At 43.6% G+C, this 26,372-nt stretch carries 22 protein-coding genes; 10 read left to right on the forward strand and 12 right to left on the reverse strand.

Features of this window, described 5'->3' with window-relative positions:
* Nucleotides 1–125 precede the first annotated feature (125 nt).
* Nucleotides 126–1,415, forward strand: coding sequence for a serine aminopeptidase domain-containing protein (locus tag MuYL_RS18560; protein WP_094571976.1), 1,290 nt, complete (start codon nt 126–128; stop codon nt 1,413–1,415).
* Between the two features lie 18 nt (nt 1,416–1,433).
* Here MuYL_RS18560 and MuYL_RS18565 read toward each other — a convergent pair whose 3' ends face one another.
* Nucleotides 1,434–1,910, reverse strand: a complete 477-nt coding sequence (locus MuYL_RS18565) for a DinB family protein (protein WP_094571977.1) — start codon at nt 1,908–1,910, stop codon at nt 1,434–1,436.
* Between the two features lie 197 nt (nt 1,911–2,107).
* On the opposite strand from MuYL_RS18565, the gene MuYL_RS18570 reads away from it, so the two are divergent.
* Nucleotides 2,108–3,889: a DUF885 domain-containing protein gene (locus MuYL_RS18570; RefSeq protein WP_245845616.1), complete on the forward strand. Its 1,782-nt coding sequence runs from the start codon at nt 2,108–2,110 to the stop codon at nt 3,887–3,889.
* 438 nt (nt 3,890–4,327) lie between these two features.
* Here MuYL_RS18570 and MuYL_RS18575 read toward each other — a convergent pair whose 3' ends face one another.
* On the reverse strand, nt 4,328–4,519 hold the full coding sequence (locus tag MuYL_RS18575) for a hypothetical protein (RefSeq protein WP_094571979.1): 192 nt from the start codon (nt 4,517–4,519) through the stop codon (nt 4,328–4,330).
* 140 nt (nt 4,520–4,659) lie between these two features.
* Here MuYL_RS18575 and MuYL_RS18580 point away from each other — a divergent pair, with 140 nt between their 5' ends.
* Complete coding sequence (locus MuYL_RS18580; RefSeq protein ID WP_094571980.1) at nt 4,660–5,580, forward strand: DUF6263 family protein; 921 nt, start codon at nt 4,660–4,662, stop codon at nt 5,578–5,580.
* 78 nt (nt 5,581–5,658) lie between these two features.
* On the opposite strand, the gene MuYL_RS18585 is transcribed toward MuYL_RS18580, so the two are convergent.
* Nucleotides 5,659–5,964 (reverse strand): YXWGXW repeat-containing protein, encoded by a 306-nt coding sequence (locus MuYL_RS18585; protein ID WP_157740964.1) that lies wholly within the window; start codon nt 5,962–5,964, stop codon nt 5,659–5,661.
* A 133-nt stretch (nt 5,965–6,097) separates the two neighbouring features.
* On the opposite strand from MuYL_RS18585, the gene ligA reads away from it, so the two are divergent.
* Nucleotides 6,098–8,119 carry an NAD-dependent DNA ligase LigA gene (gene ligA / locus MuYL_RS18590; RefSeq protein ID WP_094571981.1) on the forward strand — a complete coding sequence of 674 codons (2,022 nt, stop codon included), beginning with the start codon at nt 6,098–6,100 and terminating at the stop codon, nt 8,117–8,119.
* A gap of 52 nt (nt 8,120–8,171) precedes the next feature.
* Here ligA and MuYL_RS18595 read toward each other — a convergent pair whose 3' ends face one another.
* The 3 genes from MuYL_RS18595 to MuYL_RS18605 all read right to left on the reverse strand — a co-directional run bounded on the left by MuYL_RS18595 (nt 8,172) and on the right by MuYL_RS18605 (nt 11,276).
* Entirely contained in the window at nt 8,172–9,467 is a 1,296-nt protein-coding gene (locus tag MuYL_RS18595) for an Ig-like domain-containing protein (protein WP_094571982.1), read from the reverse strand.
* A gap of 117 nt (nt 9,468–9,584) precedes the next feature.
* Nucleotides 9,585–10,322, reverse strand: coding sequence for an SDR family oxidoreductase (locus MuYL_RS18600; RefSeq protein ID WP_094571983.1), 738 nt, complete (start codon nt 10,320–10,322; stop codon nt 9,585–9,587).
* Between the two features lie 66 nt (nt 10,323–10,388).
* Nucleotides 10,389–11,276: a helix-turn-helix domain-containing protein gene (locus MuYL_RS18605; protein ID WP_094571984.1), complete on the reverse strand. Its 888-nt coding sequence runs from the start codon at nt 11,274–11,276 to the stop codon at nt 10,389–10,391.
* Between the two features lie 136 nt (nt 11,277–11,412).
* Between MuYL_RS18605 and MuYL_RS18610 the strand changes: the two genes are divergently transcribed.
* From MuYL_RS18610 to dapA, 6 genes are all read left to right on the forward strand, one after another.
* Nucleotides 11,413–12,183 (forward strand): alpha/beta fold hydrolase, encoded by a 771-nt coding sequence (locus tag MuYL_RS18610; RefSeq protein ID WP_094571985.1) that lies wholly within the window; start codon nt 11,413–11,415, stop codon nt 12,181–12,183.
* Between the two features lie 164 nt (nt 12,184–12,347).
* On the forward strand, nt 12,348–13,133 hold the full coding sequence (locus MuYL_RS18615; RefSeq protein ID WP_094571986.1) for a class I SAM-dependent methyltransferase: 786 nt from the start codon (nt 12,348–12,350) through the stop codon (nt 13,131–13,133).
* Nucleotides 13,134–13,871: 738 nt separating this feature from the next.
* Nucleotides 13,872–16,325: a DUF5686 and carboxypeptidase regulatory-like domain-containing protein gene (locus tag MuYL_RS18620; RefSeq protein ID WP_094571987.1), complete on the forward strand. Its 2,454-nt coding sequence runs from the start codon at nt 13,872–13,874 to the stop codon at nt 16,323–16,325.
* A 242-nt stretch (nt 16,326–16,567) separates the two neighbouring features.
* A complete protein-coding gene (locus MuYL_RS18630) occupies nt 16,568–17,074 on the forward strand; it encodes a hypothetical protein (RefSeq protein WP_094571989.1) in 507 nt (168 codons plus the stop codon).
* Between the two features lie 168 nt (nt 17,075–17,242).
* A complete protein-coding gene (gene chrA / locus MuYL_RS18635) occupies nt 17,243–18,364 on the forward strand; it encodes a chromate efflux transporter (protein WP_094571990.1) in 1,122 nt (373 codons plus the stop codon).
* A 110-nt stretch (nt 18,365–18,474) separates the two neighbouring features.
* Nucleotides 18,475–19,359 carry a 4-hydroxy-tetrahydrodipicolinate synthase gene (dapA, locus tag MuYL_RS18640; protein WP_094571991.1) on the forward strand — a complete coding sequence of 295 codons (885 nt, stop codon included), beginning with the start codon at nt 18,475–18,477 and terminating at the stop codon, nt 19,357–19,359.
* A gap of 92 nt (nt 19,360–19,451) precedes the next feature.
* On the opposite strand, the gene MuYL_RS18645 is transcribed toward dapA, so the two are convergent.
* The 6 genes from MuYL_RS18645 to ftsA form a co-directional block, all read right to left on the reverse strand.
* Nucleotides 19,452–19,628 carry a histone H1 gene (locus MuYL_RS18645; RefSeq protein WP_094571992.1) on the reverse strand — a complete coding sequence of 59 codons (177 nt, stop codon included), beginning with the start codon at nt 19,626–19,628 and terminating at the stop codon, nt 19,452–19,454.
* Nucleotides 19,629–19,965: 337 nt separating this feature from the next.
* Nucleotides 19,966–21,381 (reverse strand): glycoside hydrolase family 125 protein, encoded by a 1,416-nt coding sequence (locus MuYL_RS18650; protein ID WP_094571993.1) that lies wholly within the window; start codon nt 21,379–21,381, stop codon nt 19,966–19,968.
* 113 nt (nt 21,382–21,494) lie between these two features.
* Nucleotides 21,495–21,626 carry a hypothetical protein gene (locus MuYL_RS23770; RefSeq protein ID WP_262493646.1) on the reverse strand — a complete coding sequence of 44 codons (132 nt, stop codon included), beginning with the start codon at nt 21,624–21,626 and terminating at the stop codon, nt 21,495–21,497.
* 28 nt (nt 21,627–21,654) lie between these two features.
* On the reverse strand, nt 21,655–22,899 hold the full coding sequence (locus MuYL_RS18655) for an aminotransferase class I/II-fold pyridoxal phosphate-dependent enzyme (protein ID WP_094573029.1): 1,245 nt from the start codon (nt 22,897–22,899) through the stop codon (nt 21,655–21,657).
* Nucleotides 22,900–23,209: 310 nt separating this feature from the next.
* Nucleotides 23,210–24,805, reverse strand: coding sequence for a cell division protein FtsZ (gene ftsZ, locus MuYL_RS18660; protein WP_094571994.1), 1,596 nt, complete (start codon nt 24,803–24,805; stop codon nt 23,210–23,212).
* 222 nt (nt 24,806–25,027) lie between these two features.
* Nucleotides 25,028–26,371 carry a cell division protein FtsA gene (gene ftsA / locus MuYL_RS18665; RefSeq protein ID WP_094571995.1) on the reverse strand — a complete coding sequence of 448 codons (1,344 nt, stop codon included), beginning with the start codon at nt 26,369–26,371 and terminating at the stop codon, nt 25,028–25,030.
* Nucleotide 26,372 lies beyond the last annotated feature (1 nt).

Raw genomic sequence — 26,372 nt, forward strand, 5'->3', positions numbered from 1 at the left:
CTATGACGCTTGTTTTCAAGGAGCAGGATTAGGAACTGTATATGCTAATTTGTTTACATTTAGCAAAAAACAGCTTAATTTTACTAATTTCGGGATTGCAAATTTCCTTGTCTGATTATACTTAAATGAAGAAAATATTATTTGTTGTTGCTACATTGCTTTTAACCGGAAAAGCTATTGCACAGGCCGAACCGGCCAATTATGTTACGGCGGTCACCAAATTTACCCAATATTACAATCACGACCAGCCCGACAGTATTTTCAGCATGTTTAGCCCCGAGATGAAGGCCAGCCTGCCTATCGGTAATTTTAAACCCACAACCATCCAGTTAAAATCACAATACGGCAGCCTGCTCAAAACCGAATTTGTAAAGATCACACAAACACTTGCCATTTATAAGGCCACCTTTCAAAACAGTACATTTTTGTTAAACCTGGCGTTAAACGCTCAAAATAAACTAACTGGATTATTGTTAAGCCCCTACACCGAAGATAAGATTGCAGCAGGTTTTGCATTTGATCCATCGCTTGATGAAACCCCTATTTTATTAAAAACATTGACAGGTACTGTTTCCGGAGCCCTGGTGATGCCTAAAAACCCATCGGGCAAAATCCCCGTTGTTATAATTATTGCCGATGCAGGCGCTACCGACAGGGACGGTAACAATGAAAAAACGGGCATATCAGCAAATACCTATAAAATATTGGCTAATGATTTAGGTAAAAATGGCATAGCGACCGTACGCTATGATAAGCGCCTTGTTGGTGCAAGTATGACCAAAAGCAAAGAATCAGAATTAAGGATAGAGGACTACAGCGATGATGCTATGGGTCTTGCAAATATGCTGAACGATGATCAGCGCTTTTCAAAGGTGGTATTGTTCGGCCATGGCGAAGGCGCCCTGGTAGCGGCACTTGCCGTAAACGATTCCCCGGTTAAAGGTTTTATCAGCGCGGAATGGAACGCTGACAATGGCGATAAGATCCTTAAAGAACAAATGAAATCAAAGCCGCAGTTTTTACAGGATGAGTTAAAAACCTTTCTTGACAGTCTGCGAAAAGGAAAAATGACCCCTAATATCGATCCTGCGCTTTATTACATTGCACGGCCCAGTATCCAGAACTTTATTATGTCATGGTGCCGTTACGATCCTATCCGGGGGATAAAACGAATTAAGCTGCCAATATTGATCATCCAGGGAACAACTGACAAAACCGTTCCTGCTGAAAACGGGCAGCGCCTAAAAAAAGCAAAATCAGAAGCTACCCTGCTCGAGATAAAAAACATGAACCATATTTTAAAAGAAGCTCCCGCAGATGAAGAACAAAACATGGCGACGTACAGCAAACCCGACCTGCCGCTAAAACCCGAATTGATCCCGGCTCTTGTGGAGTTTATCAACAAGCTAAGGTAAGCGTAAACCCTGCGTTAACTAACTTTTCCAGTTGCCCAAAAAGCGCCTTATGGCTACAATTTCGCCGATATGGTAAGCGTTATGATCTGCCATTTGCAGGGCTTCGCGCAAAATATTTTGCCCGTCGCCATGTTCCAATGGCTGGTAAATATCGCTATGCTCCAATAACTCAATAAATTCATCCAGGTCGCTTTCAATTTGTTCAATTGACCCTTTCCATGCGTCTTCGTCAGCAGGTTCGCTTTCTTTTGGCCAATAATCATCAGGCCATTTTGGCGATTGATGATCAGCATCCTTGCTAAATTGCAGCATATCCCATTGGGCTATCCTGATATGATCAACCAGCTGCCAGATACTGTAAGGCATATTTTCGGGCTTTATGCCACGCAGTTGGGGGGTTAATCCTTTTACCGCATCGCTAAAGGAGGCGTGTGCGCTACCGCCCAGTAACAATTTCGACAGTTCGTTTATGAGTGTTTTATGCTGGTTATCCATGAGCTTCGTATTTACTGTTTTTACACCTGGTATAATTGTTTAACAAATATCATAAAAATAAGTTCGGCTATTTAAAAACAAGTTTACCACCGGATTTAACGGTGCTGCAAAATTGATGTGCCCGCAGCCATATTCTTTTTGATTTATTTCGCTTAAAAGTTTTAAGTTTATCCATTAAACTTTAAACAGATACCCCAGTGATAAAAAAACTACTATTCATGGCCTGTCTTTGTTACTTCGCGCTTACCGGCTGTAAAAAAGACGCTTCCCAGGGGCCGCTGCAGGGCAAGGATGACGCTGCATTTGATATTTATGAAAACTCCTTTTTAGAAGGTTTTTGGAAACTTAACCCCGACTGGGCCACTTCTATTGGCTATCATAAATACGACAGCCTGCTGTTTGTTCCCGATGATAAAAACAGGGAGAAGATGATCACATTTGCCAAAGTACAGATAGATTCCCTGAGCAGGTTTGAGGTAAACACCTTGTCGGACGCGAACCGAATGGATTACCACATCATGCAAAACCAGATGGAGGAAATTGAATGGAACCTGCAACAGTTAAAGGCCTATCAGTGGGACCCGTCGCAATACAATGTTATTGGCACATTTGCCACCATCCTGAACGAGCATTATGCGCCGCTCAATAAGCGGTTACGCAGTTTTTATCAAAAAATGATCAATATCCCGGCTTATTATAAGGCTGCCGAAAAACAAATAAGAAACCCTGTTGCCGAACTCACCAGCTTGGCTGCCGATCAGCACCTGGGCGGCGTTGGCGTATTTGAAAAAGACTTTGCCGATTCTTTAAAAAAATCATCCGTACCACAGGCGGAGCAAAAATTAATGCTCGACCGTGCCCGCCTCTCGGCCGACGCTATTAAAGCTTATGCGGCCTGGCTAAAAGATTTGAAGAATGATAAACCACGCAGCTTCAGGTTGGGGAAAGACCTGTACGACGCCAAATTCAAATACCAGATCCAGTCGGAATCAACCGCACAGCAGATTTTTAATGCAGCGGTAGAGCGCAAGAAATACCTGCACCGCGAAATGACGAAGATCAGCAAAAAGCTATGGCCTAAATATTTTGGCACCAAAGCCATGCCTGCCGACTCCTTAACACTTATTGCACAGGTAATTGATACGCTGTCGTCAAAACATGCTGAACAGGGCGAATTCCAGTCTGCTATTGAAAAGCAGATCCCGAAACTTACTGCCTTTGTAAAAGCAAAGGACCTTTTAACGTTAGACCCTTCAAAACCACTGGTTGTTCGTAAAGAGCCTGGCTATATGGCGGGGGTAGCGGGCGCATCCATGAGTTCGCCCGGGCCATACGATAAAGAAGGAAACTCTTATTTTAATGTAGGCAGCCTGGCCGCATGGCCGGCAGACAAGGCCGAAAGCTACCTGCGCGAATACAATAACTATACCCTGCAGATCCTGTGTATTCACGAAGCTATTCCGGGCCATTATGTACAGCTGATATATGCCAATAAAACACCGAGCTTAATTAAGTCGATATTTGGTAATGGGGCCATGGTGGAGGGCTGGGCCGTGTACAGCGAGGAGATGATGCTGGACGCGGGCTTTGGCGGCGATGACCCCGAGATGCGGCTAATGTGGTATAAATTTCACCTGCGCTCAGTGTGTAACACTATTTTAGACTACAGCGTTCACGCCCTGAGCATGACAAGGCCCGATGCCTTAAAACTGCTAACCCGCGAAGCATTTCAGCAACAGGCCGAAGCCGAAGGCAAATGGAAAAGGGTAAGCGTGAGCAGCGTACAATTGGACAGCTATTTTACAGGCTATAAAGAAATAATGGACCTGCGGGAAGCCTACAAAAAGAAACTTGGGGATAAGTATAAATTAAAAGAGTTTAATGAAAAGTTTCTGAGTTTTGGCAACGCCCCGGTACGATACATTAAAGAGTCAATGCTGGCAAAGGGCCCTGTTGTTGGCAACATCAGCGGAAAGTAACCAGCCACCAAATATCTGAAGCAGCAGGTTGTTAATAAGCAGCTTGCTGCTTACTGGTATAGGTATTGCAATAATAATATCCTATAAAGCAATAATTAAAATGCCGGCAACCTATTTAATTTTTGATAAATAATTAATTTATAGTTATATTGCAGCATAAATGAACTTATTTGTAACTTTAACATTACAAATAAGTTCAACAATCAACAATGGCACGATTTTATTTTCAAATAAAATGGGTATAATTTTCCCCATAACGAGAAATAAAATACCCAAAATTCGCATTATTCCCATCTGCTATTTTCGCTAAAAGCAATAAACATCGCTCACAATTGCGCCATGGCACTTTTATGTTTACAGGTATGATTTTTGCCGCTATTTATGCGTAAATTATTATCACTATCTGTTCACTCTCAATAGCATAATATCATGAGCACATTAGCCATTATCGGGATAGCCATACAAGCGGTACCGGTGTTCTTCATTATCAGAACAAGCATCAACATGATAAGGGAAAGAAGACTGCATTAACAGTCCATTATTCTTTATTTTTATTGGTAAAATACCATATTTAAAACTCCTGCCATCCGGCCGGAGTTTTTTTGTGTTTTTTTTGAAACCCTGTTTCATTCCTGCCGTATAAGTGGCAGAGTGAAAATTAATGATAATTGAGAATAGCCGGGGATGAGAGCCTGGCTATTCTTATTTTAAACCTCCTTCCCCCTCTTTTTCACGCAGCTTAACTATATTAGCCAAATCAAAATTAACTCATGAAGTATTTTACCTACACCCTGTTTTGCTGCATTGCGGCACAGCTTTGTTTTGCGCAAAAATTTAAACCCGCATTAAACCTTACCAAAGGCAGCACCTACTATCTTACCACCACAGCCGGCTCGGCAGTTAAACAAACAATAAGCGGCCAGCAAAACGCCATAAACTTAACCTTCACGTTCAAAATGGCATTTAAGGTAACCGGCATTGCCGATTCTGTTTATAGCATGGAAGTAAGTTACCAGTCGCTGGGTATGAAAATGGATATGGCTGGCAACAGCGTCGACATGGATTCAAAAAAGAGCGATCCGCAGGATATCCCCTCCACCATTATTGCCGCAATGATGAACAAGTCGTTTAACCTGGAGATGACTAAAACCGGCAGGATCAGGTCTGTTCAAAATATTGATAAAATGGTATCTGCTGCAATGGAAAGCTTTCCGCAGATTGATGCAGCCAAAAAAGAACAGGTTAAAGCCCAATTTATGCAGTCGTTCGGGCCAAATGCCTTTAAGGGAAGCATAGAAATGGGCACTGCCATTTTTCCGGACAGACCCGTTGCCAAAGATGATAAATGGACCATAAAAACCAGCCTGGAAAGCCCCGCAAAAGCGGAGGTTGCTATTACTTATACCCTTGCAGATGTAGTTGGGGGGATGTATGTTATCCACGGCGACGGCACCATTACCACCGATAAAAATGCAGGTTCTGTAAAGATTAACAGCATGCCCATCAAATACAACCTGAACGGAACCATTATTTCGGATATACGGGTGGATAAAGCCACCGGCTGGATCAGCGAAGTAAAAATGAAACAGGCCATGATGGGCGATATGCAGATTCTTGATAACCCACAGGTGCCGGGTGGAATGACCATCCCGATGACCTTTAATACCGATGTAAACACTGCCGGTAAGTAACTTATAACGAGAAAAAAAGCAGCCCGAACCTTAAAAGTCCGGGCTGCTTTTTTTCTCCCGTTTATTATCGGGAGCCTCTTATCTCCAATAACCGCCTACCCATACATAACCCCGGTGGTGATGCCTCCAGCGGCCGGGCACCCAAACGGCACGCGGGCGTGGCGGCTCTGCCCAGTATCCTTGATGATATACATAGGTTCCGCCGGCAGGTGCCCATTCTTCTGATACCCAAACGTGGCGCGGCGAAGGCCGCAGCGGGCGAACCACAACTGCCGTACGCGGACGACCCAGGCGCGCCCTTACAATAATCTGCGCGCTACTGCTTGCAGCTGCAAATAAGGTGATGGCGGATGCCAGCATTAATATTTTTCCGTACTTTTTCATAGTAGAATATATTTTGTTTTTTCATTATGACGATACAGAACAGCGAGGGTTTAAAAACCTTTAAAAATTCAGTTATGCTATTTTCAAATCATCGCATCTTCAAATTTTCAAATTAAAACTTATCTTCGCTTATATGTCACCGGCCGAAGCAAAAACCCGAATAGCATCTCTTTCATCAGAATTAAAACAGCACAATTACAATTATTATGTGCTGGCAATGCCTACTATTGCCGATTTTGATTTTGATAAAAAACTGGAAGAACTGAACGCACTGGAAAAGGAGTTTCCTGAATTTCTTGACCCCGATTCACCTACCCAAAAGGTAGGCGGCGATATTACCAAAGAATTTGAAACCGTTAGGCACCGGTGGCCAATGCTGTCATTAGGCAACACGTATAATGAGCAGGAACTGCTTGATTTTGACCAGCGGATCCGCAAGGCCATAGGTGATAATTTTGAGTATGTGTGCGAATTAAAGTTCGACGGCCTGTCCATGAGCCTTACTTACGAAAACGGCAGCCTGGTTAGGGCCGTTACCCGCGGCGACGGCATCCAGGGCGATGATGTAACTACCAACGTCCGCACCATCAACACCGTTCCCAAACGACTCAAACATAGCGGGTATCCCGACCAGTTCGAGATCAGGGGCGAGGTATTTATGCACCTGAAAGCTTTTGAACGCTTAAATAACGAGCGGCTTGAAAACGGCGAATTGCAGTATGCCAACCCGCGCAACTTTGCATCTGGCACTATAAAAATGCAGGATTCGGCCGAGGTGGCGCGCCGTCCGCTGGATTGCTTCATGTATTTCCTGTACACCGAAAAACTTTTGTTTAAAACCCATTGGGAAAGCCTGCAGGCCGTAAAAAGCTGGGGCTTTCATACCAACGAAAACAGCAGGCTTTGCGGAACCATTGAAGACGTTTTTAAATTCATTACCTATTGGGACAAAAACCGCTTTGGTTTAAGCTACGATATTGACGGCATAGTAATAAAGGTAAACAGTTACGCCCAACAACAGGAGCTTGGCTTTACAGCCAAATCCCCGCGGTGGGCCATTGCATACAAATACAAGGCCGAGCAGGTGCAGACCGAGCTGCTGGCGGTAACCTACCAGGTTGGCCGTACCGGCGCGGTTACGCCCGTTGCCAATTTAAAACCGGTACAGCTTGCCGGCACTACCGTTAAGCGCGCCACCCTGCACAATGCCGATGAAATTGAAAAACGCCTTAAACTGCATGAGCATGATTGGGTGTTCGTAGAAAAAGGCGGCGAGATCATCCCCAAGATCATCAGCGTAAACCTTGACAAGCGCGACCCGTCGGCAAAGCCGATCCGTTACATTGCCCATTGCCCGGTTTGCGGCACGGCGCTCATCCGCAAAGAAGGCGAAGCGGCCTCCTACTGCCCTAACGAAGAAGGCTGCCAGCCGCAGATAGTTGGAAAAATGCAGCATTTCATCAGCCGCAAAGCCATGAATATTGACGGACTGGGCGACGAAACCATTGAAACCCTGTATCAAAATAAATTCATCAGCCATATCAGTGATATTTACGGCCTTAACGCACACAGTGAAGAACTGAAAAAGATGGGGCGCTTTGGCGAAAAGTCCATTAACAACATGCTGGAGGGCATTGAAAAATCAAAGACAATGCCTTTTGAAAAAGTATTGTTCGGCCTCGGCATCCGATATGTTGGCGAAACCGTAGCCAGGAAGCTTGCCGCCCACTTTAAAAATATCGACAACCTTGCTGCGGCATCCTTCGATGAGTTGATCACAGCCGAAGAAATTGGTGAACGTATTGCCCTGAGCATTCTTGAATATTTTAGCGATGAGGGCCATAAAGCCGAAATTCAAAAGCTAAAAGATTATGGCCTGCAGTTTATTACCGTTGAAAAAGAAGTAAACCTGGCGAGTGAAAAACTGAGCGGCATGTCTTTCATCATCTCCGGTGTTTTTGAAAAGTATTCGCGCGATGAGCTTAAAGACATTATAGAACAAAACGGCGGAAAAATATTGAGCAGCATCTCGGCTAAACTCAATTACCTGGTAGCAGGCGATAACATGGGCCCGGCTAAGTTAGAGAAAGCCCAAAAGCTAAACATTCCTATCATCAGCGATGCGGAGTTGTTTAAAATGATTGAGATAATTTAAACTTAATCTATATATCTGACCAACCTGCCTGTTGTACTAAATTAAGCCCCGCCTACTTCACTTTGAAATGAACAGTATAGGATTTAAGCGGATACCCCGTTTTAGATTTAAATCCGTTTCCGTTAATTACGAAATCGTATGTTTTACCTGGTTGTAAGTTAAGCTTCAGCTTGAACGACTTGCGATCATCCGAAAATCCCGCTATTCCAGAAATGGGAAAGTGGTCTTTCCCGCCTTCACCAAAAGCGATGGAATAACCTTTATCCATTGGTTCCGAAAAATTCAGGGTTAGCTCCGTCAGCGTTGGCAAAACATCTTCCATCAAGTTCACATTGGGGTACAGGCTAACAACCTCGGGCTGTAAGCTTTCAAACTGCTTCAAAAGCTCCTGCTTATCAATCGGCTCCGTGTAATATCCCGACTGCCTGAGAAAGTCGGCTATCTGCTGCTCATTGGTATAATCCAGCTCTATAATTTTTTTAATTGCCTGCTTCTTATCATGTTGACTTTGATAGTAAGCCTGGCAAATCACATATCCCATAAAGTAGCCCAGGTCTGCATGAGCGCTACTGGAACCGTTGTATAACCAATTGCCGGTGGCCGTACTAAACATTTCGATGCGGAATTTTTCCTTCAGCTCCTTTTCGTGTGCACGGCCATAAAGCATATAAGCACTATTGTTTTTCCTTTGAGTAACCAATTCGGCAATAAAATCTGCGGCACCCTCTGTTATAGTTTGAGCCAGTAACAAATTACCTTCACCGGGCTTTTGCTGCGTATGAACATATTCGTGAACATTTAGGGCAACAAGATTTGAACTTTCCTGGTTTTTAAAAACATTTTTCAACCAATCGTTTAACTCCGAAGCATCGGTATTTTTATCTGCTGTGGCTATTTCTGTACCTACCAAAACCATATCGTTAGTCGTAGTACCGCCTGAACGCAGGCCGCCCACAGTAAAATACATTTTAGCGGGCTTCATTTCGGGATATAACTTCTTAAAATTTTGGATGCTTTTATTGATAGCAGGTACCTGGCCTTTAACCAGCAGCGTGTTGCTTCTTATGCTTTTCCAGAATGCAGGATATTTATGAATAAGCGCCACCCATAATTTAGCATTGTAATCGCGCGCCTTCATAAAAGCCTTCAGGCCTTCAGTACCTTTATCAACATAAAGCTTTTGAATAAAGTTTAATTGCTTTGCGGTGTCGCTGGTGGTGGCTACACTGTCAAAGGCTATCCAAAACCGGTCTATGTCAGCAGTGTAAACAGTGGTAAAACTGCGCTGCTGTGCATTAACGAACAAAGGGAAACAAAAAGCGAATGCGATAAAGTATATGTATTTCATATCTGGTTATTAGACGCCTCTTCATGCAATTATGTTGCACCCTATCGGTAATTTGCTATAAGTAAAATACCGGGGATCATTCCTCAGGTACTTTACTTATCATAAGCTATTGAATAATTACCACGGACTAATCCCTGTTTCGGGCGCATTATCATCGCTGTAGAATTGACCTGTCGGCCCGTCCTGGCCTAAAACGGCAGCCTTTACCACTCTTGCAGCGGCATCAGGCACAGTTCCCGGGCCGGTATGGTGATTAAAATCTGTAGCGGTAAACCCCGGATCAACGGCATTCACTTTAAAGCTGGTATCGCGCAATTCATAAGCCAATGAAATGGTATAGGCATTAAGCGCAGCTTTTGATGCAATATACACGGCAGGCTTAATTTTATAATATTTCCAGTTGGTGTCGTTATGTAATGTCAGCGAACCCAGGCCCGAAGTAACGTTAATGATCCTTGGCTCCGGCGACATCCGCAGCAGGTCAATAAACGCATGTGTTACGGATACGACGCCAAAAAAATTAGTTTCAAACACCTGCTTAAATTCGGTCACCGGTGTTTCTAAGGGCGGCTGCGGGAAACTCCCCGCAATCCCTGCGTTATTGATCAGCACATCCAGCGCCTGAATTTTATGGCCAAGTATTTCGCGGGCTGCTTTTATCGATTCAACATTATCCACATCTATCGCTATGGCTTCTGCGTGGTCCAAACCGTCGGCCTTTAAACGGCTAACGGCTTCCTCTCCTTTCGCCAGGTTGCGGCAACCCAGGTAAACGTAATAGCCTTGTTGTAATAATTGCCTGGCTGTTTCAAAGCCAATGCTTTTGTTTGCTCCTGTTATCAGTACTGTTTTCATAAATATTTATTTTACGGTACAAAGGTACTCCGCAAACTTTTGCTGGCTGAAACACATCCAATGGTATTAATGGTACATTTTACGGATGTTGGCGCGATATTCAGCAGGGGTTAGGCCCGTTTCGCGCTTAAAAAAGCGGTTAAAGTACGAGGCATCCGAAAATCCGAGATCAAAGGCGATCTCTTTTAAAGAATTAGCCGTATGAAACAGCAGCCTACGTGCCTCCAGTACCTGCCTGTCATGAATATGCTTAATGGCCGGCTTACCGCTTTGTATTTTTACCACTTCGCTCAAATGCCCCGGCGAAATATTCAGCAATGCAGCATAGTCACCAACTTCACGTAATTCGCGGAAACAGGCATTGATCCGCTCCTGGAAACCCGTCAGCAGCAACTTATCCGCAGAAGGTTCGCTGTCTTTATACTGTTCTGTATAAAGCCGGCTTAAATAGGTGAGCAGCACCGTGAGGTGTGCGGTAAGCATGCGCTGCTGCCATTCACTTGGGCGCCTGTACTCCGCGCTGATCTTTGCCAGCAGGTCCTCTACAAAATCTATATCGGGCGGCGTAAGCAGCAGTTCATGAATGTTTTGGGGATTTTGGATCAGCGGCAGTTTGCTTAATGCCGCATTTTCCTGCAACGAGAGAAATTCATTTGTAAAGGCGATGCCGGTACTCCAGAGCCGTTCAAATTCCTCTTTTACAATAATATTATTGGGTCCGGTAAAGTAAATCGTATTTTCCTTCAGGGCGTAAGGTTTCATGTCTATCCACTGGCGGCGGCCGGTTTGCCGCATAAAAACTACCAGGTAGTGATCTTTCCGGTGCGGTATCAAAAGGTCGGAGTGGTTGGGTAAGCTACCTTCAAAATTATACACCCTAAAGTATTTGTTCCCGGTTTCATCCGGCTCCAAAGGGTAAACGGGCACTTGCTGATTATAACTAACTACAGGCATTCACTAAAATATGTTTTTTACCAATATGCAATTAACCGGATCAATTGAAAACCGGGTGTCAAAATTAAAGTAGTTTAATTTTTTAATTTTCAGTTGGGGTATCTTTGCGGCACAAATATAATCTATCGTTAACTATATGGCACTTATAACAATAAATGGTATCCGGCTTTTTGTCGAAGTTAAAGGGGCTGGTTTCCCTGTTATTTTGATACATGGCGTAGGGGGAGATCACCACGCCCATTTAAGAACGGTGATTGAACCGCTATCAAAAAACTTTAAAACCATTGCGCTGGATTGCCGTGGTCACGGGCAGTCAGACAAACCATCACAATTTACCATTACCGATCATGCGAATGACATTCTGGCGATCATGGATCATTTTGGCATAAAAAAAGCGCACTTGCTCGGTGTTTCTATGGGCAGTTATATTGCGCAGCTGGTTGCGATCACGGCTCCCGAACGTATTGATAAACTGATATTGACCGTTACCAAATCAAACGGGCTTACCTCGTCTATACAGCGGTTATTCAAGGAAAATGAAGCAGCGATTAAAGGCTTGGATATGCACTTCACTATTTTGAAGCTATTAAAATATATGGTGTATGATGCTGAGCTGATGAAAAACCATTTGGAGATCTTTGAAACCACGCTAAGCCCCGAACAATTTAATGCTGCCAATAAAGCTATCGGTGCTTTTGATTTCAGAAACGACCTCTCAAAAATAACGGCAAAAACACTGGTCATCAGTGGGAAATATGACGGATTGAACCCTCCGGCAGATGGCAGGGAAGTAGCCTCGCTAATTAAAAATGCAATATTTGTAGAGATGGAATATTCCGGCCATGCGCCTATGTTTGAGGAACCCGGCACTTACGTAAATATCATTGAGCACTTTTTGTTGAAGTAACTAATTCATCATTTTAACGCAAAATATATTATATATCAATCATAACTTATTACTTTATATCGCGGGCTTAATGCATGACTATTGTGATAAGATTCTTCTAAAAATAAAATCGAAGTTATAATTACTTTAACCTGATTAAATTAGCCTGATATCTCTTTAATTAAGTGGCCAACTATAACATTATCGGAAGCAGTTACAATGTAACGCGAAAAGCGGATCCATTTATTGTTCAGCAACTTTTGCACTTATTAGCGCCAAAGAAAGACTTGAAATACATAGATATTGGATGCGGGACGGGCAATTATACGATCGCCTTGTTTGAATCCGGAATAACAATACAGGGATTGGAACCATCTGAAAAAATGCTGGCTGTCGCTTATTCTAAAAATGATGAAATTAACTGGACTATTGGCGTTGCCGAGAATCTGCCCTTTAAAGACAACTATTTCTCAGGAGCAATAGCGACACTTACCATACATCATTGGCAGGATTTGAATAAAAGCTTCAAAGAAATATACCGTGTCATAAAGCCCGGAGGCCACTTAATTATTTTTACAGCTACTGCTGAACAGATGCAAAATTACTGGCTTATGCATTACTTTCCGCTAATGATGAAGAACGCTATACAACAGATGCCCTCGTTAGCTGATATAACACAGGCTGCGAATACAGCCGGATTTGAACTTTCTTTGGAACTACCTTATTTTGTTCAGGATGATTTGCAAGATTTATTTCTTTATTCTGGTAAAAGCAACCCTTCTTTTTATCTAAACAATAATGCAAGACAAAACATCTCTTCATTCGCAAGCCTTTCATCGAATGAGGAAGTTGCCTTTGGGGCAAATATGCTCTCCGCCGACATTACAAATGGAAAATTTGACGCGGTAAAAAAGTCCTTTGATGATGAAAAAGGCGATTATTTATTTCTTAAAATATGCAAGCCAGGATAAATTAGATTTAAATTACTCACTTAAAAAGCATTTGGCCATCCTATCATTAAAAAATAAGTTTCCGCGGCGGTGTCACCGAACAGGAGGGGGCGTGAACTTCGCGCTTTTTTAGAACGCTCTCCTTTGGAGAGGGCAGGGTGAGGCGATCAAACTTTTTTTTGGGGGGTGGGATTAATTACGCTATTCCTATTAACTTCACATCAATTTTTCCGCAATCACAGAGTGTATTTTTATTACTGCGCCGGATAAATACTACTTTGGTTAATCCATCATATAAATGGTTATAACATACTGAAAGTTGTTCCAAATCATCCGTTAAGGCAATATATAATTACTGTAATTTTAACTTTAAGTTATACATTTTCATATATAAATATACTTTTAAATTTATTGTGTCATTTTAACACAAAAATTTCAATTACAATATTTAATCCTATATATTTGTTACTTCATATGGCGGGCTTCCTGCCTGCCTATTGTGATAAGGTTTAGGTTAAAGCCTCCAAACAGCGAGTGTGCGGAGGCTTTGTTTTTTTACAGATATTTTATATCTGTAATATTATGAGAGATAGTTATTTCCCCCCCCCTATTCCCCCAACATCAATTACATATTACCTTTTTGTTAGTTAAAATGTAACACATGCGGCTTTTGCTCATCAAACAGTTTTAACAAACATTAACAAAAGCGGCTGCCCGGGTTCAATAAAATTATTTGACCTTAGCAAAAAAACCTACCGGATGAAATTCACGATACCTTTCACTTTTTTTATTGCCTTATACTTTAGCGCATTTGCACAAACAGTTACCATAAGCGGCAGGGTTACTGACGATCATAACAAGGCCATCCCCTTTGCAAGCATCTACATAAAAAATACCACCAAAGGCACATCTGCAAACAGCGAAGGCGAATACGGGCTGCAATTAAAACCCGGCACTTATGATGTTCAGTATAAAGCGGTAGGCTACCAACAGCTAAGCCGCAAAATTGAGCTGGCCAAAAGCCAGACCGTGGACATTATTTTACAAACTGAAACGTACCAGCTTAATGAGGTGGTGGTTAAAGCAGGCGGCGAGGACCCCGCCTATGCAATTATTAGAAATGCGATAAAAAAACGCAAAAACCACCTTAACGAGGTTGACGCCTACACCTGCGAAGTTTATATAAAGGGACTGCAAAAACTATTGGCCGCCCCTAAAAAATTTCTGGGGTTTGATGTGCAGAAGGCTACCCGCGAAATGGGCCTCGATTCCAATCGCCGCGGCATTGTTTATCTTTCTGAATCTGAATCAAAGTACAGCTTTATGCGACCAGATAAGGTGCACGAGGAACTCATTTCGTCAAAGGTATCGGGCAGTAACCAGGCTTTCAGTTACAACCGCGCCTCTGATATCCAGGTTAATTTTTATGAGAACACGCAACGCTGGGACGGCCTGAGCCTTCGCCCGCTGGTATCGCCCATTGCGGACAACGCCATGTTTTACTACAACTATAAATACATAGGCGCTACCACCGAAAATGGTGAAACTGTGAACAAGATAAAGGTTACGCCAAAACGCAGTTATGATGCATGTTTCCAGGGATACATTTATATTTTAGAGGATAGCTGGCGCATCTACGGGCTCGACTTTTTTATCACCAAAAAACAGAATATCAATTTTGTTGATACCCTTAAAGTTAGTGAACAGTTCTTCCCGGTTAACAAGCAGGCATGGATGCCATCTTCCGTTAAGTTTGAGTTTACCGGAGGCCTGCTCAGCTTTAAAATTGGCGGCTATTTTATTTCGGTTTATAAGGACTATGACCTGAACCCTAAATTTAACAAGAAGGATTTTTCTGAAGTAATGCTGGTTACCAAAGAAAGCAATAAAAAAGATTCAGCTTACTGGGCAAATGAACGCCCGGTACCGCTAACCGACGAAGAAAAAACAGATTATACCAAAAAGGCCATACTTGCCAAAAAGCGCGAATCCAAACCATACCTGGACTCCCTTGATAAAGTGAACAATAAGTTCAGCGCGGTTGACCTGATGTACAAAAATTACCGGCACGTTAACCGGTATGCGCATGAATATTATAACCTTGATGCTATTTTACCATCCATAAGATACAACACCGTACAAGGCTTTAATCTCAACTACGGCGCGTCGTTCAGCAAGCAAATCGACAGCACTACCAACAAATACCTGCTGGTTGGCGCCAGGGCCGGATATGGCTTTTCCAATAAAAAATTAACCGGGGCCGTTTATGCAGCCGTCCCGGCAGGCTCTTATAACCTGGCCATCAATGCAGGCTCCGAGATAGTGGACATTAACAACCGCACACCTGTTTCGCCGCTGGTTAATACGTTTTATAGTTTGTTTGAGCGCCAGAACTATCTGAAACTTTATCAAAAGCAATATCTTTCGCTGTCGGCCGGCAAGCGCATAACGGGCGGCTGGATGGCAAGCGGGTACGTGGAATGGGCCGACCGCAAATCGCTCAGCAACGCTTCAAACTACAGTTTTTTCAACCCGGGCAACAGGGATTACACCTCAAATAACCCCTTCACTCCTGCTTATGACAGCCCGCTTTTTGCAGATAACCAGTCGTTCAAGGTGGCTGTAAGAACTACTTATGATTTTAGCGACAAATATGAAACCTATCCTACCGGGAGGCGATACCTGTCCTCAAAATATCCCACCATTGGCTTAACTTATACAAAGGGCATAAAAAATGTGCTTGGTTCCGATGTTGATTACGACCTGCTTACAGCTGATATTTCAAAATCAAATATCAATGCGGGCCCCTTTGGGCAAACCTCTTTCTTTATTGGTGCGGGCAAGTTTTTAAATAACAATCGGGTGTTCTTTCCTGACTATAAGCAATTTTCTGGCAGCCAGGTATTGTTTACAGGTACCGGCATCAACAACTTTTTGCTACTGAATTATTACACCTACAGCACCTTCACCAAATATATTGAGGGCCATGTTGAACAAAACTTCTCCGGCTTTATCCTGAATAAGATCCCGCTCATCAGGAAACTGAAGCTGCAGGAGATTTTGGACATCAACTACCTGTCAACCCCCGAACTTAAAAATTATACCGAGCTGGGCGTAGGCGTGCAGTACCTGGGTTTCAGGCTGATGTACGGCAAATCGTTCAACAGCGGCAGTAATACCAACTCGGCCATCAGGATCGGTTTTAGTTTTTAAAGACGGAAAACCGCATTTGCAGTATTTAATTTAAAATCATACCTTGCCTGCATCCCATGGGTAATACAAAATCAATAGTCATTAATACACTGGCAGCTGCTTCTTTAGCAGCTATCAGCATTATTGTGATTATTCTTCTCCTTGTAAGCCGCCTGAGGGTCACCTGATCGTATGTAATTTCACAAATCATAACATCAAGCCCTCCCAAACCGGAGGGCTTTTTTTTTACCCGCTTTTTAATCATGAAAACAACAGACACCACCACGGACCATTGCATCATCGCCATTTATTCAGAAGACAAAAAAGGCTTGCTGGGCCAGATCCTGATTTTGTTTAACAAAAAAAACTACCTGGTAAACACCGTCAACGTTTCCCGCACCGACGTTAATAACCTGGTAATGATTACCGTGGAGGCCATTGTACCGCTGAATGAATTGCCGCTGCTGCTGCGGAGGCTGGAAAAGATAGTTGAAGTTTACCGGGCCAGCGGCTACCTGCCTGGAGAAGTTAACCTTGACAAGGTGGGATTTTTTCGCCTTGCGCCGCAGATTGCGGGTCCGCCGTTTTGGTCGGTGCTGCAAAAGTATGGGGCAGTAATCAGCAGCATGGGTAACGGGTGCATCATTATCCGCAAAACCGGCAGCGACCGCGACCTGCGCGAATTTTACGAGAAGCTGGAGGGCCCGCACTTGCTTGGGTTTTGCAAAAGCGGCCTCATAGCCGAGGAAAGCCTTGCCCTTTTAGATTGACGCACGAAATCATAAAATATTTACAGCCTGGTGCGCGGTTCAACTGATGCGCCGGGCTAAAGCAAACAGAATTCCTGACTAAAATTTAATTTGCACATCACATAAATTTAACCTTTTGGCGGCGGCCCTAAGGGCAAATTTATGTGGTAAGTGGTATCTTAGCCCGGCATGAAAGCAACGTCACTTAAGGAGATAGCATTATTGTTTTTGAAACTGGGCACCACCGCTTTTGGCGGCCCGGCGGCACATATTGCTATGATGCACCAGGAAGTAGTTGTGAAAAAACAATGGCTTACCGACCAGCATTTTCTTGACCTTATTGGCGCCACCAACCTCATCCCCGGCCCCAACAGCACCGAAATGGCAATCCACATAGGGCATGAACGCGGCGGCTGGAGAGGACTGATAGTTGCCGGGCTTTGTTTTATTATGCCAGCAGTTTTAATAACCGGTTGTTTGGCATGGCTTTACAAAAGCTATGGCCAGCTTCCCCGGGTTCAGCCTTTTATCTATGGCATTAAACCGGCAATCATAGCGGTTATCCTGGCTGCCATCTACCCGCTTGCAAAAAAATCATTACAAACCGTTGAACTGGGGATCATCGGCATTGCCACCCTGGTATTAAGCCTGCTCGGCTACTCAGAGGTACTGCTATTGTTTGGGGCCGGGTTTGTAGCGATGGCGCTGGCCGCAATCAGGTTAAAAAGGCAGAACACATTATTAAGTTTTATACCATTAGCTGCTCCAGCAGGCTCTGGCTTTTTCAGCCCGGCTAACGTCAGTTTGTTCTTATCATTTTTAAAGATCGGCGCTATATTATACGGCAGCGGATATGTACTTTTTGCGTTTCTTGATTCAGAGCTGGTTGCAAAAGGCATTATAACCCGCCAGCAACTTGCTGATGCTATTGCCGTGGGCCAGTTTACGCCCGGGCCAGTTTTCTCGTCGGTTACCTTCATAGGGTTTCAGGTTAACGGGCTAAACGGGGCCATTATTTCCACCATCGGCATCTTTCTTCCATCGTTTGTATTTGTTGCCCTGCTTAACCCGCTGGTACGCAAAATGCGCGGTTCAAAAATGTTCGCCATATTTTTAAATGCCGTAAATGTGGCCGCTATTGCCCTGATCATTGCCGTATGTTACCAGCTGGGTAAGGATAATCTTAACAACTGGCGGGGAATCCTGATAGCGGGAGCCAGTATTATTATACTGCTAAAATTCAGGCAGGTCAACAGCGCTTTTATTGTTTTAGGCGGATCAGTTGCCGGCTATCTTTTGTTGCTGGTATAAGGCCGCCCATTGTAATAACTCAAAACCCAGCCTCTTCGCCACAAAAAAACCGGGCACCATGAACCATCAACTATGAACTATTGTTATATTAGCGCCCTTTAATAACTAACATGAACAAATTTCACGGAACTGGAGTTGCCATAGTTACTCCTTTTCAGGCAGACGGACAGGTTGATTACGAAGCTTTAGGAAAGCTCATCAACTATTTGATTGACGGAGGGCTGGAATACATCGTTTCACTGGGAACCACCGGTGAGAGCGCCACCCTGAGCAATGATGAGCGAAAGCAAGTTTGGGAATTCACTGCAAAGGCTGTTAACGGGCGTATTAACCTGGTTGCCGGCATTGGCGGCAATAACACCCACGAAGTTGTTGAACAAATAAAGGACTTTAATATTGCAGGGTACGATGCCATCCTTTCGGCAAGCCCGCATTACAATAAGCCAACCCAGGAAGGCATTTACCAGCACTATAAGGCTATTGCTGAAGTAGCGCCGTTGCCAATTATTTTATATAACGTACCAAGCCGCACCGGCAGCAACATCAGTGCGGAAACTACGGTAAGGCTGGCACATGACTTTAAGAATATTATCGGTATTAAAGAAGCATCGGGCAATTTTGACCAGTTGAACCAGATCATGCGCGACAAGCCTGAAAGCTTTTTATTGATCTCTGGCGATGACCCTATCAGCTTGCCAATGATAGCTTTAGGCGGTGTAGGCGTAATATCTGTTGTGGGCAATGCCCTGCCCAGGCAAATGTCTGACATGATCAGGACCTGCCTCACCGGCGATTTCAAAGCGGCACAAAAAGGCCACTCGCAATTAATTGACTTTACACGCTTAATGTTTGTTGAAGGCAGCCCGGCAGGCGTAAAAACTGCGCTTAAGCATTTAGGCATTTGCGGCGATACCGTACGTTTACCATTGGTACAGGTAAGCAGCGGCACCGCTGAGAAAATCATCAGCCAAACCAACAGCATTACCGGCAAATAAACGTTGCTTTATTAAGATATCCATCAAATTTAAAAGGCCCGTTCGGAAATTTCCAAACGGGCCTTTTAACATTAAAGTAAAACGCCTTTTACTTATTCTTTGTTTTTAGCATCCTGCACTTCAAGACGAATTGCTTGCGCTAAATTTTTCAGGTCTTGCATACCTTTTCTTACACGTGTACCAGCTGCGCTGTTACCCTTGTTGTAAAACTTGTCTGCATCTGCTTCCAAAGAGGCAATCAGCTCCTTTACTTCAGTAAATTTTTTCATTTCAGTTACTCCTTTTTGTTAATATTGAGGTTTATTGTTTTATGAAGCTAATCTAAAATGTTTTTTCTTAATTAAAAATTTTTACGAAAGAAAAATAATGCCTTTAAAGTGGTTTTTTTCAACATTTTCAGCTAAAAAAGCCTATTATATACATATTAAATAATACTTAATAATTTAATAATAAAAAAACATATATTTTTATACTTAAATTATTTTACAGTTTTTTAATATAAAGTTCATATTTATTGAAAACAAGAAAAAATTTCGTTTAAATTTCTTTCAATATTTCATTTATGCGCGGCATAAATATTATCAACGCATGCTCATTGCGTCATTTTTACAGCAAATCCGGGTGATATTTATGCACCTTAATTATTAACTCGCCAAATAAAGTATTTGCCCAGGCAAACCATTTCCGGGTAAAATCAGTCGCATTATCTTTGTTAAACGACTCATGCATAAAACCTGTGCCCGCATGGGTATTTTTAAGCCATTTAATACACTGGGCTATCTCGGCTTTATCGTTCGAAGTTAAAGCGCGCATAATTATACTCATCGGCCAGATGTAATTGAGGCCTACGTGCGGCCCGCCGATCCCTTCGGCAACCTTGCCTTTAAAAAAGTAAGGGTTAGCCGTACTTAACACCATTTTACGGGTATTTTGGTAAAGCGGGTCATGCTCCGATAGCGCGTTTAAATAAGGTAGCGCCAGTAAACTTGGCACATTGCTGTCGTCCATAAATAACTGGTTGCCGTAACCATCCACCTCGTAAGCCAGCACTTTTCCATAAATGGGGTGCTGTGCCGTGGCGTACTTCTGTAGGGCATGCGCAACCTCGGCCGCCAAAGCCTTACACTCAATTGCCATAGCCGAATCGTTCGCAATTTTCTGGTACATCTCCGCCATTTGATACAAACTTACCACCGCGAAGTAGTTAGACGGAACCAGGAACGGATAAATGGTGGCATCGTCGCTGGGGCGGAAGATAGAACAGATTAAGCCAACAGGCTTTACAGGATTGCCGTAGCCGCTCAACGGGGCGGTGTCAGTTGACACTTCGGTCTTTCTTTGAAAATGGTAAGGCCCTTTTCCGTTTTTACGCTGCTGCTCTTTAAAAGTAGCTACAATGGTCTTGCCTGCTTTTTTCCAGGTATCGTCAAAAAAGCTGCTGTCTCCGCTAATTTTCCAGTAGTTAAAGGCAAGCCTTACCGGGTAGCACAGCGAGTCGATCTCCCATTTACGTTCGTGCAGTTCCGGCTTCATATCGGTACGGTCACTATCCCATTCGCTGCCGGTAGCGCCCTCGTTAAAAGCGTTGGCGTAAGGATCAACAAGAATATAGCCCGCCTGGCGGTTAAGGACACCTTTAATAAGGTTTTTCAGCTCCGGGTCGTTCTTTATCAGCGGTAAATACGGCCAAACCTGTGCCGATGAATCGCGCATCCACATGGCATTGATATCACCGGTGATAACAAAAGTATCAGGACGGCCGCCCTTCTCAGAATAATTTACTGTCGTATCTAAAGTATTGGGGTAACAATTTTCAAACAGCCACGCCAGTTCAGGATCTTTTATGGCCGCCTTTACGTTTTTAATAGTCGCCTCAACCGCTTTGCTGGTAAACTTGCGTTCGCTTAGCTTTGGGCGCTTGCTTTCAAAAGCAGTTGCTGCAAACCAGCCGGGCCTAAGCCCAAGACCAAGACCTGCGGTGGTTACACCGTTTATTTTGATAAAATTCCTTCGGGATAGCATTTTGTTTTTAATTGGTAAACGGTAAAAATAAAAAAGCAGGCCGGATAATTGAAGGAGTTTTTAAATTAATTTCAAAAGTGAGTCTGAGGGAGGATAATGGTTCAGCAGGCGTGTTAAGGCACCCGTTCGTCCAGTGGTATTGCAGCTATAGCTCTCTTTAAAACTTCATCCAACGCAGGGCCCTCTGCGAGAGCCCCGTCAGATACAGAAAACAAAAAAGCCCTCCGGAAATCCGAAAGGCTCATAAATATAATAACAAGACCAGTTAATTCTCTACGCCACCACCAATTTATTCTCTTTATAAAAACCGGCTTTTAATTTCTCAGCCATTTCGCTGTAGGCATCCAGCGTGCGCTGAACATCTTCCAGGCTATGCGCCGCAGTTGGAATCAGCCTTAACAGGATTAGTCCTTTAGGAATAACCGGGTAAATCACTATCGAGCAAAAGATGCCATAATTTTCGCGCAGATCGCGGGTTAACGCGGTTGCCTCATATAAGTCACCTTCCAGTATCACCGGGGTAACCATGGTATTGGTAACCCCCAGGTTAAAGCCGCGCTCGCGCAAGCCTTTCTGCAGCGTGTTGGAAACCTCCCAAAGTTTTTCACGCAATTGCGGCTGCGATTTTAATAGCTCAAAGCGTTTCTTTAATCCTATTACCATTGGCATCGGCAGCGCCTTGGCAAAGATCTGCGAACGCATGTTATAACGCAGGTAATCAACAATCTCTTTATCAGCAGCCACAAAGGCACCTATTCCCGCCATTGATTTGGCAAAAGTACCAAAGTAAACATCTACCCCGTCAACACAATCCTGTTCTTCATGCGTGCCGGCGCCGGTTTTGCCCATGGTACCAAAGCCATGCGCATCATCAACCAACAGGCGGAAATCAAATTTCTTTTTCAGTGCTATAATCTCTTTCAGTTTACCCTGCGCGCCCGACATGCCGAAAACACCTTCGGTTATCAGCAATATGCCGCCACCGGTTTGCTCTGCAAGCTTAGTTGCACGTTCCAGTTGTTTTTCGCAGCTTTCAATGTCATTGTGCTGGTAAACGTAGCGCTTACCCATGTGCATCCTTAACCCGTCAATAATACAGGCATGTGATTCGGCATCGTAAACTATTACATCATTACGGTCAACCAGTGTATCAATTATTGACACCATTCCCTGGTAGCCATAGTTCAGCAAAAAAGCATCTTCTTTACCAACAAATGCGCCAAGGGCCTGCTCCAGTTCCTCGTGGTGGATTGAGTTGCCTGACATCATGCGGGCACCCATCGGGTAAGCCATTCCATAATCAGCTGCAGCCTGTGCGTCGGCAGCCCTAACTTCCGGGTGGTTAGCTAGTCCCAAGTAGTTGTTCAAGCTCCAAACCAAATGTTCTTTGCCGTTGAACATCATATAAGGGCCAATTTCGCCTTCCAGCTTTGGATAGGAAAAATAACCATGCGACCATTTTTGGTGCTGCCCAAGCGGGCCGCCCATGTTTTTCGATATTTTATTAAATATATCCAAACTGATATTTTTTAATGTGTTTAAAATACAAATATAGCCCTTAAAACGCGCAGAAACAACCATTATTACTTTTTATAATAGGCTATAAAGTAACGGTTAGTGACTGATTGATTAAAGATTGTTTTTTTACCGCCGAAGGATAACGAAAATCCGCAATAGTACATTGAAGCCAATCTCTCCCTAAACAAACAAAGGCCCAGCAAATTTGCAGGGCCTTTTATTTAAATAAAATTAGGGATTTGTTTCATAAACTTTTAAACCCGGACACCAGGCAACTAATCTCTTGCCTCTCATTAACTATTATCTAACCTCAATCCACATTATCATGCAGGAATGAATTATTATTCCTTATTTCTGTATTTCCTTCGTTATCAGGCAATAATGAAAATCTTGAAACATGGCTTTCGTCTGAAGCAGGGGTTTGCTGAAGTGCAATTTCCTTACGTTTGTAAGCCGGGATATTTTCCATTTCCTGGATATTGCCGCTGCGCAATTTCATGCTCAGGTCTTTAAGCCGCATAATCCGCTCGCGCGATTTACGCAACTGCTCTTCTATTGATTCATTTGTTTTATGATCATCCGCGCCAATTACTTCAGGCTCCTTTTCAGGCTCCGGAAGTTTTTCTTCCCTGGTCTGCATAAAGCTTGTTACGGGCTCAGCAATCTTAAAAGTCATTTCTGAAGCATCGGCAGCGTCAGGCTCTGACATTTGCTTTTCTTCAACATTCAAATCAAACCTTACCACCGCAGGTTCTTCGTTACGGGTTGCAAACAGGTCAAAAAGGCCCGTTTGTTTTGGCTCTTCCTTAGCAGTTTTCATGTAAGGCTCAGCAACCGCATCAGGTTTAACAGCGGTAATAAATTCGTTTACCGGCTTTGGCTTTTGTTCCACCTCAGGCACCAGCATTGAAACAATTTTCTTGCTGCTTTGCTCTTTTTCGCGCTCATCCTTGGTTTGGAAACCGGTAGCAATTATAGTAACAGATAATTTATCTCCTAAATTTTCGTCGATGCAATTACCCCAGATCAGGTCGGCAGCTAAACCGGCCTCTTCCTGTATGTAGTCGGTAATAACACTAACTTCATCCATCGTTACCTCTTTACTGCCCGAGCTGATGTTCAGCAGGATATATCTTGCACCTTCAATTTCGTTATCTTTTAGCAATGGCGATGACAAAGCACCTTCAACGGCCTTTAAAGCGCGATTTTCGCCTTCGGCAGATGAGCTTCCCATTATTGATACGCCGCTGTCTTTCATCACGGTGCGTACATCTTTAAAATCCACGTTGATGTAACCGGGCAGCGTTATAATTTCGGCAATACCTTTTGCAGCCGTAGTTAAAATATTATCAGCCTGTGCAAATGCAGAACCCAGGGTAAGGTTACCAAAGATCTGGCGCAGCCGGTCATTGGAGATCACCAGGAACGAATCCACGTGTTTTTTCAACTCTTCCATTCCGGCGTCGGCCTGCAGCTTACGGCGCTTGCCTTCAAATGCAAAAGGTGTGGTTATAATACCCACGGTTAATATATCAAGCTCACGGGCCGCTTTGGCTATAATAGGGCTTGCGCCTGTACCTGTACCGCCACCCATGCCCGCTGTTATAAACAGCATTTTGGTATTTGAGCCAAGCATTTGCTTTATATCATCGATATTTTCTATCGCCGAATTTTTACCAACTTCGGGTATTGAGCCTGCGCCCATCCCTTCGGTAAGGCTTGCTCCTAATTGTACTTTATTAGGGATTGGGCTTAGTTCCAACGCCTGTGCATCGGTATTGCAAATAATGAAGTCAACGCCGGTAATCCCTTGTCTGTACATGTGGTTTACCGCATTACCCCCGCCGCCGCCAACACCAATTACCTTAATAATTGACGACTTTTCTTTTAACATCTCAAAATGCATAATCCTGTTTTTTCATTTGTACAATTGGCCCAATATAGTTGATGAAACTATCAAGAGCATGTTATTTATTTTGTATTTGAGCTAATACTCACTTATTCAATTATATGTAATTGAATAAGAAGCAGATTTTTCTATCGTAATATTAAGGCTTTTTCAACAAGACTTTTCCACATTTGTCAATATGTGGAAAGATCGGGCCAATGTGGAAAGATTACAATTCGCTTACTTTAAAAAATCCTCGTCCTTAATATCATCCTTAATAAAACGTTTACCGCTCTCTAATAATTTGCCCAGTAAACCAAATTTTTTATCTTCGGTGTATCTTGTTTTTTCAACCTTTATATCCTCATTGGCCGGTACGTAATCATTGTACTCCATCTTCTGGATACCTTTTATCAGCAGGCCTATCCCTGTAGCAAAAGTCGGGCTCTGCAACTCCTCGTAAATATTTTTAGGCAATGCCTCATTTTTTGCCAAATGCTCATTAGGGTATCCAACGCGGCAATCCAAACCGGTTACAAACTCAACCAGCTGAGCCAGGTGTTTTAATTGCGCGCCGCCACCGGTTATCACAATACCGGCTATTAGTTTTTTCTCGTAACCTGATGATTTTATTTCGTAATACACATGCTCTACAATTTCTTCCATGCGCGCCTGGATCACAAACGCCAGGTTTTTAACAGAGATCTCTTTGGGTTCGCGGCCACGCAAGCCGGGCACACAAACAATCTCGTTCTCCTTGTTTTCGTCTGCCAGGGCCGATCCAAACCTCACCTTTAATTGCTCGGCAATGTTGCGCATTACTGAACAACCCTCGCGGATATCTTCTGTTACGCTGTTACCTCCAAACGGGATAACTGCGGTATGGCGTATAATGCCTTCGTGAAAAATGGCCACATCGGTTGTGCCGCCGCCAATATCCACCAGCACCACTCCCGCTTCTTTCTCTTCATCGCTCAATACAGATTCTGACGACGCCAAAGGCTCCAGCGTAAGTTCCTCACTTTGCAAACCGGCTTTGTTTACACACTTAACTATATTTTTTATGGCGGTAACCTGACCCGAAATAATATGGAAGTTAGCCTCAAGCCTTACCCCTGCCATACCGATCGGGTCTTTTATTCCCGGCTCATTATCCACAGTAAACTCCTGCGGTAATACATGGATAATCTCCTCGCCCGGAGGCATCACCAGGTTGTACATATCTTCAACCAGCTTATCAATATCTTTCCGAGAGATCTCGTTTGACATATCACGACGGGTGATGAGCCCGCGGTGCTGTAAACTTTTGATGTGCTGGCCTGCAATCCCCACATTCACCACTTTAATCTCTACGTTTGACTGCGTACCCGCAACATCCACAGCAATGGCTATCCCCTGTACTGTTTTATCAATATTTGAAACCATGCCGCGCGTTACACCGGCAGATTCAGCTTTACCAATACCCAACACCTCTATTTTGCCATTTTTACTTCTGCGCCCAACAATGGCACAGATCTTGGTGGTCCCTATATCCAATCCTACTACTATTGGTGAGCTTTTTTCCAGAGTTGAAGTTTTGTCCATA

This window comes from Mucilaginibacter xinganensis, assembly GCF_002257585.1.
Classification (GTDB): domain Bacteria; phylum Bacteroidota; class Bacteroidia; order Sphingobacteriales; family Sphingobacteriaceae; genus Mucilaginibacter; species Mucilaginibacter xinganensis.